Origin of the sequence: Rhodococcus sp. 05-2254-5, assembly GCF_002258575.1 — a bacterium.
GTDB classification, from domain to species: domain Bacteria; phylum Actinomycetota; class Actinomycetes; order Mycobacteriales; family Mycobacteriaceae; genus Rhodococcoides; species Rhodococcoides fascians.
In genome coordinates this window covers 442,599-451,346 of record NZ_NOZG01000026.1, presented here as the reverse complement: position 1 = coordinate 451,346, position 8,748 = coordinate 442,599, and the positions used below count along the sequence as shown (strand labels likewise).

Below are 8,748 nucleotides of genomic sequence, written 5' to 3'. Positions count from 1 at the left end.
GGCATCCCCGACACCGCCGCACCCGATCACGGCGACGGAATCCCCGCGGGAGACGTTCCCGGTGTTCATCGCCGCACCGAGTCCGGCCATCACCCCGCACCCGAGCAAACCGACGACCGCCGGATCGGAGTCCGGGTCGACTTTGGTGCACTGTCCTTCGTGGACGAGGGTCTTGTCGGCGAACGCCCCGATCCCCAACGCGGGAGAGAGTTCGGTGCCGTCGCCCAGGGTCATCTTCTGCGACGCATTGTGGGTGTCGAAGCAGTACCAGGGGGTGCCTTTCTTGCAGGCTCGGCATTCCCCGCACACCGCACGCCAGTTCAACACCACGACATCACCGACCTCGACATGAGTGACAGCGTCACCGATGGCCTCGACGGTGCCTGCGGCTTCGTGGCCGAGCAGGAACGGGAACTCGTCGTTGATGCCGCCCTCGCGGTAATGCAGATCGGTATGACACACCCCGCACGCGGCGATGGTGACCACGACATCGTTCGGGCCGGGATCGGGAATGGTGATCGTCTCGATCGAGACGGGCTCGCCTTTGCTCTTGGCGACGACGGCGCGGACCTGCTGCGGCATGTATTCCTCCACTGAAAATCGTGTGTTGCGTGCTCGGTTCAGCCTTGCACAACGCATCGTCACGTGGCGACATCTGCATTCGTTCGGTGGGACGAGCCGCGGAATTCACACGCTCGTGACCGAGCGGGCACACAGTCTTCTCGTGCGAGCGGTACCTATGAACGATGTCTGCACCCATGGAATACGACCTGGTGGTCATCGGCTCGGGCCCCGGCGGCCAGAAGGCCGCGATCGCGGCCGCGAAACTCGGCAAGCGAGTGGCGATCGTGGAGAAGGGCCACATGCTCGGCGGCGTGTGCGTCAACACCGGAACCATTCCGTCCAAGACACTCCGAGAAGCCGTTCTCTATCTGACGGGGATGAATCAGCGAGAGCTGTACGGCGCGAGCTACCGCGTCAAGGCCGACATCACTCCCGCCGACCTGCTGGCCAGAACCCAGCATGTGATCGGTAAGGAAATCGAGGTGGTGCGCTCGCAACTGCTCCGTAACCGCATCGAGCTGATCACCGGGGTCGGCAAGTTTCTGGATGCACACACCATCGTCGTCGAGGACGAGGCCCGGGGCGAGCGCATCACGGTCTCGGCCGCCAACGTGGTGATCGCCACCGGCACCGCCCCCGCGCGACCCGCCGACGTCGCATTCGACGACTATCGGGTGTTGGACTCCGACGGCATTCTGAACTTGGAGTTCATCCCGGCGTCGATGGTCGTCGTGGGTGCCGGCGTGATCGGCATCGAGTACGCCTCGATGTTCGCCGCCCTGGGCACCAAGGTGACCGTCGTCGAGAAACGCGATTCGATGCTCGACTTCTGCGATCGCGAGATCATCGAATCCCTGCAGTTCCACCTCCGCGATCTCGCGGTGACGTTCCGCTTCGGTGAAGCAGTCACCGCGGTGGACGTCGGGCCGAACGGCACGGTGACGACCCTTGCGAGCGGAAAACGCATCCCGGCGGAGACGGTGATGTACTCGGCGGGTCGCCAGGGGCTGACCACGGCCCTCGAACTCGAGAACGCGGGCCTCGAAGCGGACGCCCGTGGGCGCATCTTCGTCGACGAGCATTTTCAGACCAAGGTGGACCACATCTATGCCGTCGGCGACGTCATCGGGTTTCCGGCGTTGGCGGCGACGTCGATGGATCAGGGCAGGTTGGCGGCGTATCACGCGTTCGGGGAACCGAGCGCGCAGCTCACCGACGTCCAACCGATCGGCATCTACTCCATCCCCGAGGTCTCTTATGTCGGCGCGACGGAGGTCGATCTGACGAAGGGATCCATTCCTTACGAGGTCGGTGTGTCGCGATACCGCGAACTCGCCCGTGGCCAGATCGCCGGGGACTCGTACGGGATGCTCAAGTTGCTCGTCTCCACAGAGGACCGTTCGATTCTCGGCGTGCACATCTTCGGTTCGGGAGCCACGGATCTGGTGCACATCGGTCAGGCCGTCATGGGATGCGGCGGCACCGTCGACTACCTGGTCGACGCGGTCTTCAACTATCCGACGCTGTCCGAGGCGTACAAGGTCGCCGCTCTGGACGTCACCAACAAGATCCGAGCCCTGGCACATTTCGACCGCTGATGCGTCGACGCGGGGACCGAATCGCCGACCGGGAATGAACGACGGTTCCGCGGTTGTTCTGTCGGGTAGTGATTCACCACGATCGACGTCGGCGTGTATGCGGCTCGAGCAGACGGTCCGCGTATTCTGACCCGATGCTCGCGTCGAGGCATCGACGAGTCGATCCGAAAGGGGCCCGGCCATGACCGAACAGTCGAAGATGTACGAGCTGGAATTTCCGGCACCTCAGATTTTCTCCAACGACGGAGTCGGGCCCGTGCTGGTGCACGGGCTGGAAGGTTTCTCCGACGCCGGCCATGCCGTGAAGCTTGCGACGACCCATCTGCGGGAGAGTCTCGAAACCGAGCTGGTGGCCTCCTTCGATGTCGACGAGTTGATCGATTACCGGTCCCGTCGGCCGACCATGACGTTCAAGTCCGATCATTTCTCGGATTACGACGCTCCCGAGCTCAACCTGTATGCCGTCAAGGACAACGTGGGGACCCCCTTCCTTCTTCTGGCAGGCATGGAGCCCGATCTGCGATGGGAGAAGTTCACGACGGCAGTGCGACTGCTTGCCGAGCAGCTCGGAGTGCGGCGCACGATCGGTCTCGGCTCCATCCCGATGGCCATTCCGCACACCCGCCCGCTGGGCGTCACCGCGCACGCGAGCGACAGGGCGTTGGTCAAGGAAGGCAACAGCTGGGCGGGCGAGCTGCAGGTGCCCGGTAGTGCGTCGTCCTTGCTCGAACTACGGATGGCACAGCACGGCCACGAATCGATGGGGTTCTCGGTACACGTCCCCCATTATCTCGCGCAGACGGACTACCCGGGGGCTGCGGAAACGCTGCTCGAGAACGTCGGTGAAGCTGCCGAGCTCGATCTACCGTTGGCAGCGTTGGGCGAGGCCGCGGCTCGCGTCCGGGAGCAGGTCAACGAGCACATCACCGGAAACGAGGAAGTGCAGTCGGTCGTACAGGCGCTCGAGCGCCAGTACGACACGTATGTCGCCGCGCAGGAACAACAGTCCACGCTGTTGGCCAGTGACGAGCCGCTCCCCAGCGGCGACGAGCTGGGTGCCGAGTTCGAGCGGTTCCTGGCCGAGCAGGCCGGCCTCGACGACGGAGACGGACAAGCACCCCGGTAGTTGTGGAGCTGGTCACAGCGAAAGCAGCGGGATCCAGTCATATGCGACAGCCCCGGCGGATCGCAACATACCTGTAACCCGCAATACGCCCGATGCTCTGCCCCGAGCCCGATCTCGTGCGAGAGTCGTAGCAACACACAACCGTCGTCTGTGTTGCTGCGCTCTCGTGAGCAGCGACGCCGTACTGCGCCGTACGTCGGCGCACCAGGGAATCAGGAGGCGCGAATGTCCACTACTCCGCGCAGTCGTAAGCTCCGGCCGGTTCCCGACGAGGAACCGCGGCTGATCTTTCGGACCATTCACGGCTATCGGCGGGCCTTTCGCATGGCCGGTGAGGGCCCTGTGCTGCTGCTGATCCACGGGATCGGTGACAATTCCGAGACGTGGAACGAGGTCATCCCGCACCTCGCCAAGAGCTACACGGTGATCGCACCCGATCTCCTGGGCCACGGCCGCTCCGACAAACCTCGGGCTGACTATTCCGTTGCCGCGTATGCCAACGGTATGCGCGATCTGTTGTCCGTTCTGGGCATCGAGCACGTCACCGTGGTGGGCCATTCGCTCGGCGGCGGGGTGGCGATGCAGTTCGCCTATCAGTTCCCGCACATGGTCGATCGCCTCGCGTTGGTGTCCTCGGGCGGAGTGACCAAGGACGTGCACCCCCTTCTGCGACTGGCGTCGATGCCGTTCCTGTCCGAGGCGGTGAAGCTGCTGCGCTTGCCGGGCGCGATACCGGCGGTCAAGCTGGCCGGCGGCCTGTTGAGCAAACTGCACAGCTCCCCACTGCGACCGGGGTCGATGCTGCACGACACCCCCGATCTGATCCGAGTGCTGAGCGAACTGCCTGCGCCGACGACGTACGAGGCCTACCTACGGACGTTGCGTGCCGTGGTGGACTGGCGTGGCCAGGTGGTCACGATGCTGGACCGCTGCTATCTCACCGAGAACCTGCCGGTGCTGCTGGTCTGGGGTGAACAGGACTCGGTGATCCCGGTGGCGCACGCCCGGCTGGCTCATTCCGCCATGCCCGGTTCGAAGCTGGAAGTGTTCGACAATTCCGGACACTTCCCGTTTCGCGACGATCCGATGCGCTTCCTTCAGGTCCTCGAGGACTTCATCGACTCGACTCCCTCGCTCAGTTTCGACGAGGTGCGCTGGCGCAACCTGCTCATCACCGGCGTCGGCGAGGACATGATCAGCGGCAGCTCGAGCACCAGGATGGCCGTGCTCGGGGCCATGGGGTCCGACGAACGAAGCGCGACCTGACGCTCCCGTCGCAGGCGTTCGGTGTCGATTCGGGAACCCCCGTCACCGACACATAGCCTGTAGAGGTGCTCCTCACCGAACTGATACCCGACGTTTCCGCCGCCACCTCCGACGGCGTGGACCCGGACGTCCTGTTCGACACGTTCACCACCTGGGCCTCGGACCGGGGCCTGACGCTGTATCCCGCGCAGGAAGAGGCGCTGATCGAGCTGGTGTCGGGATCCAACGTCATCCTGGCCACGCCGACCGGTTCCGGAAAGTCCATGGTCGCCATCGGTGCCCACTTCGCGGCCATGGCCGCAGGCATTCGCAGTTTCTACACCGCGCCGATCAAGGCGCTCGTCAGCGAGAAGTTCTTCGCCCTGTGCGAGATCTTCGGAGCGCAGAACGTCGGCATGATGACCGGCGACGCATCGGTCAATTCCGGTGCGCCGATCATCTGCGCCACTGCCGAGATCGTCGCGAACCTGGCACTGCGGCAGGGTGCCGACTCCGACATCGGCCAAGTGATCATGGACGAGTTCCACTACTACTCCGAGCCGGACCGGGGGTGGGCCTGGCAGGTACCTCTGATCGAACTGCCGAACGCCCAGTTCCTGCTCATGTCGGCGACGTTGGGCGACGTCTCGTTCTTCCGCGACGATCTGACCCGACGTACCGGCCGCACGACCACCGTCGTCTCAGGTACCGAGCGGCCTGTCCCGTTGATGTTCTCCTATGTCACCACCCCGATCGGCGAAACGATCGAGGAGCTGGTGCAGACGCACCTGGCTCCGGTGTACGTCGTGCACTTCACCCAGGCAGCGGCACTCGAACGCGCTCAGGCCCTGACGAGCATCAATGTCGCGTCCAAGCAAGAGAAGGCCGCGATAGCCGAGGCCATCGGCAATTTCCGCTTCACCACCGGCTTCGGGTCGACGCTGTCCAGACTGGTTCGTCACGGTATCGGGGTGCATCACGCCGGCATGCTTCCCAAGTACCGCAGGCTGGTGGAGAAACTGGCGCAGGACGGTCTGTTGAAGGTGATCTGCGGTACCGACACGTTGGGCGTGGGCATCAACGTTCCCATCCGGACCGTGCTGTTCACCGGACTCACCAAATACGACGGCATCAGAACACGCAAGCTTCGGGCGCGTGAGTTCCATCAGATCGCGGGACGCGCGGGCCGCGCGGGGTACGACACCCTCGGCACCGTCGTGGTCGAGGCACCCGAGCACGACATCGAGAATGCTCGGCTCGTGGCCAAAGCCGGTGACGACCCGAAGAAGCTCAAGCGGGTACAGCGCAAGAAGGCACCCGACGGCTTCGTCTCGTGGGGCGAGCCGACGTTCGAGCGCATCATCGCGGCGAGCCCGGAGCCGTTGACGTCCCGGTTCTCGGTCAGCAATGCGATGTTGCTCAATGTCATTGCGCGGCCGGGCAATTGCTTCCACGCGATGCGTCATCTGCTCGAGGACAACCACGAGACCCGGCCGGCTCAGCGCAAGCACATCCTGCGTGCGCTGTCGCTGTACCGCGGCCTGGTGGAGGCCGGAATCGTCGAACAGTTGGCCGAGCCGGACGCGGACGGGCGCCATGCCAGGCTGACGGTGGACCTGCAGCCGGACTTCGCGCTCAATCAGCCGTTGTCGACGTTCGCGGTGGCCTCGTTCGAGTTGCTCGACGTCGACTCCCCCACCCACGCGCTCGACGTGGTGTCGATCATCGAGTCGACGCTCGACGATCCTCGGCAGGTGTTGATGGCGCAGCAACATGCCGCACGCGGCGAAGCGGTGGCACAGATGAAGGCCGACGGCATCGAGTACGACGAGCGGATGGAACTCCTCGAAGAGGTCACCTGGCCGAAACCCCTTGCCGAGCTGCTCGTTCCGGCCTTCGAGATCTACCGCGGGTCTCACCCGTGGCTCTCCGAGGTGGGTCTGTCGCCCAAGTCCGTCGTCCGTGACATGGTCGAGCGCGCGATGACCTTCGCGGAGCTGATCAGTCACTACGGCCTCATGCGCTCGGAGGGCCTGGTACTGCGCTATCTTGCCGACGCGTACCGAACTCTGCGCCAGACGGTTCCGCCGGAATCTCGGACCGAGGAAGTGCAGGACATCACCGAGTGGCTGGGCGAGCTGGTTCGGCAAGTCGATTCCAGCCTGCTCGACGAGTGGGAGAACCTGACCGATCCCGGTGCTGAACCGGAAGCCCTGGTCGAGGCGTACGGGTCCGATGCGCCGCGTCCGATCTCGGCGAATCCACGGGCTTTCCGAATCCTGGCCCGTAACGCGATCTTTCGAAGGGTCGATCTGGCGGCGCGTCGTCAGTGGAACGCGCTCGACGACCTGGACGACGGGCCGGACTGGGAGGAGGAATTGGAGCCGTTCTTCGCCGAGTACGGGTTCATCGGCACCGGCCCCTCGGCTCGCGGACCGGCGCTGTTCACCCTGAACGTCGGTGCGGAATCCACCACGGTCCGCCAGGTACTCGAAGATCCGGACGGCGACCACGGCTGGTCCCTCGATGCTGTCATCGACCTCGCCGAATCCGACGCGGCCGGAGAAATCGTGTTCGACGAGATTGTCGTCACGCCCGGCTGATGCGTGCGCCTCGCACGCGAGAAAGCCTGCGAGCGTGGCGAAGTCGGTTATGGCCGACCCGTTCCACGCACTTCGGATCCGAATTGCGTTGCGCGGCAACGGTCAGGGTGCGTCCGCCGAGTACACGACCGGACGTTACGACGGGGACGAAATGCTCCGTGTACACGGTTGGTTGGGCAGGTACCTAGTTTTCGACGGCCCGATACGGTGCCGAGACCAATTGCGTTGCTGCCGTTACGAAGTGGCGGTACTGTGCGGATCGCGGACAAGACTGCGTCGGCCGACAGGGTCGATCGGGCACGCCTGTCGGTCCAGTGCCACTCATCACGTTTACCTTTCGGCCCATTTTTGGCACACTCGTCCAGGTCGGTCGAGCTCGTGCGGCTGCACAATCGCCACCGAGCCGAACCGCTTCCCGACGGAACCGACGCGATCATTTCGACACGAGGAGACCACATGGCACTGTTGACAATCGGCGACCAGTTCCCCGCATACAATCTCACCGCCGTCATCGGCGGCGACCTGTCCAAGGTGAACGCGCAGCAGCCCGACGACTATTTCACCACCGTCACCAGCGACGACCACGCCGGAAAGTGGCGCATCGTCTTCTTCTGGCCCAAGGACTTCACGTTCGTGTGCCCCACCGAGATCGCAGCATTCGGCAAGCTCAACGACGAGTTCGAAGATCGTGACGCGCAGGTCCTCGGTGCCTCCGTCGACAACGAATTCGTGCACTTCCAGTGGCGCGCGCAGCACGACGAGCTCAAGACGCTCCCCTTCCCGATGCTCTCGGATCTCAAGCGCGAATTGGCCGCTGCCACCGGTGTTCTCAATGCCGACGGCGTCGCCGACCGGGCCACCTTCATCGTGGACCCGCACAACGAGATCCAGTTCGTCTCGGTCACCGCCGGATCGGTCGGTCGCAATGTGGACGAGGTTCTTCGAGTACTGGACGCACTGCAGTCTGATGAGCTGTGCGCCTGCAACTGGAAGAAGGGCGATCCCACCATCGACGCCGGCGAACTACTCACTGCGAGCGTCTGACATGTCGATCGACAATTTGAAGAACGCCGTCCCCGAATACGCGAAGGACCTCAAGCTCAACCTCGGTTCGATCGTGCGGTCCACCGTGCTCAGCGAGCAACAGCTCTGGGGCACATTGCTTTCGGTGGCCGCCGCGTCGAAGTCCGCGACCACGTTGAAGGAGATCGCCGAGGACGCCGCCGACTCGTTGTCGGCCGAGGCGTACAACGCCGCTCTGGGTGCCGCGTCGATCATGGGTATGAACAACGTCTTCTACCGCACCAAGGGCTACCTGGACGGAAAGTACGACGATCTACGCGCCGGCTTGCGTATGAACATCATCGGCAACCCTGGCGTCGAGAAAGCCGATTTCGAGCTGTGGTCGCTCGCGGTCTCGGCCGTCAACGGATGCAACCACTGCCTCGAGGCGCACGAGAAGACTCTGCGCGCCGAGGGCGTCGACCGCGAGAAGATCTTCGAGGCGATTCGCGCCGCATCGATCGTCGCGGGTGTCGCGCAGGCCGTCGAGACCGGCCGCATACTCGACGGTGCCTCCGTCTGAGGTTCCGCTGAACAGGTCGACACGGGG

General features: G+C 64.1%; 7 protein-coding genes. 6 read left to right on the top strand and 1 reads right to left on the bottom strand.

What is annotated here, in order from left to right:
* Positions 1 to 582: alcohol dehydrogenase catalytic domain-containing protein (locus tag CH278_RS17965; protein WP_179274450.1), on the bottom strand; the 582-nt coding region annotated here is incomplete at its 3' end.
* A 164-nt stretch (positions 583 to 746) separates the two neighbouring features.
* Here CH278_RS17965 and sthA point away from each other — a divergent pair.
* The 6 genes from sthA to CH278_RS17935 all read left to right on the top strand — a co-directional run bounded on the left by sthA (position 747) and on the right by CH278_RS17935 (position 8,721).
* The gene (gene sthA, locus CH278_RS17960) at positions 747 to 2,162 is read left to right on the top strand and encodes a Si-specific NAD(P)(+) transhydrogenase (RefSeq protein ID WP_032372557.1); all 1,416 of its coding nucleotides are present in this window, start codon (positions 747 to 749) and stop codon (positions 2,160 to 2,162) included.
* 181 nt (positions 2,163 to 2,343) lie between these two features.
* The gene (locus CH278_RS17955) at positions 2,344 to 3,288 is read left to right on the top strand and encodes a proteasome assembly chaperone family protein (protein WP_027496868.1); all 945 of its coding nucleotides are present in this window, start codon (positions 2,344 to 2,346) and stop codon (positions 3,286 to 3,288) included.
* A gap of 225 nt (positions 3,289 to 3,513) precedes the next feature.
* Complete coding sequence (locus tag CH278_RS17950) at positions 3,514 to 4,554, top strand: alpha/beta fold hydrolase (RefSeq protein WP_027496867.1); 1,041 nt, start codon at positions 3,514 to 3,516, stop codon at positions 4,552 to 4,554.
* Positions 4,555 to 4,619: 65 nt separating this feature from the next.
* Positions 4,620 to 7,136, top strand: a complete 2,517-nt coding sequence (locus CH278_RS17945) for a DEAD/DEAH box helicase (RefSeq protein ID WP_027496866.1) — start codon at positions 4,620 to 4,622, stop codon at positions 7,134 to 7,136.
* 456 nt (positions 7,137 to 7,592) lie between these two features.
* A complete protein-coding gene (locus CH278_RS17940) occupies positions 7,593 to 8,180 on the top strand; it encodes a peroxiredoxin (protein ID WP_027496864.1) in 588 nt (195 codons plus the stop codon).
* Position 8,181: 1 nt separating this feature from the next.
* Positions 8,182 to 8,721 carry a carboxymuconolactone decarboxylase family protein gene (locus tag CH278_RS17935; RefSeq protein WP_094622494.1) on the top strand — a complete coding sequence of 180 codons (540 nt, stop codon included), beginning with the start codon at positions 8,182 to 8,184 and terminating at the stop codon, positions 8,719 to 8,721.
* Positions 8,722 to 8,748 lie beyond the last annotated feature (27 nt).

What these genes read in the sequence shown, in the direction of transcription:
- sthA (WP_032372557.1), top strand. Translation starts at nt 747, where the DNA reads ATGTCTGCACCCATGGAATACGACCTGGTGGTCATCGGCTCGGGCCCC.
- CH278_RS17955 (WP_027496868.1), top strand. Translation starts at nt 2,344, where the DNA reads ATGACCGAACAGTCGAAGATGTACGAGCTGGAATTTCCGGCACCTCAG.
- CH278_RS17950 (WP_027496867.1), top strand. Translation starts at nt 3,514, where the DNA reads ATGTCCACTACTCCGCGCAGTCGTAAGCTCCGGCCGGTTCCCGACGAG.
- CH278_RS17940 (WP_027496864.1), top strand. Translation starts at nt 7,593, where the DNA reads ATGGCACTGTTGACAATCGGCGACCAGTTCCCCGCATACAATCTCACC.
- CH278_RS17935 (WP_094622494.1), top strand. Translation starts at nt 8,182, where the DNA reads ATGTCGATCGACAATTTGAAGAACGCCGTCCCCGAATACGCGAAGGAC.